This window comes from Paenibacillus sp. 01T442, from assembly GCF_056398345.1.
This window is the reverse complement of record NZ_JBFTPF010000227.1, coordinates 1-408: the sequence shown is the minus strand read 5'-3', so window position 1 is coordinate 408 and position 408 is coordinate 1. Positions and strand designations below refer to the sequence as shown.

Genomic DNA, 408 nt, shown 5'->3' with positions numbered 1-408 from the left:
TAGGGAAACTTTCCATAATAAAAACCCACCTACAAGCTTTCGAAGCTTTCTCCGAAAGCTTGCCATGGGTATCGCTTGGCAACGTTCTACTCTCCCAGAACCCTGCGGTTCAAGTACCATCGACGCTGGAAGGCTTAACGGTCGTGTTCGAGATGGGAACGCGTGGATCCCTTCCGCCATCATCACCAAACGGTTGCAACATGGTGTGAACCACCTTGCAGAAAGAGGTTTGCTCTTTCAAAACTGAACACGAGTGAGTTAAGCGATTGTGTATCCGAAGATACTTGACTGTGTCTATCAGACACGAGTCTCCATAGAAAGGAGGTGATCCAGCCGCACCTTCCGATACGGCTACCTTGTTACGACTTCACCCCAATCATCTACCCCACCTTCGGCGGCTGGCTCCCT

2 rRNA genes are annotated in these 408 nt (G+C 50.5%); both read right to left on the bottom strand.

Annotation, left to right across the window (positions count from 1 at the left end):
• Positions 1-73: 73 nt before the first annotated feature.
• Positions 74-190 (bottom strand): 5S ribosomal RNA (rrf, locus tag AC1DLM_RS35560).
• A 127-nt stretch (positions 191-317) separates the two neighbouring features.
• Positions 318-408 (bottom strand): 16S ribosomal RNA (locus AC1DLM_RS35555); the annotation flags it as partial.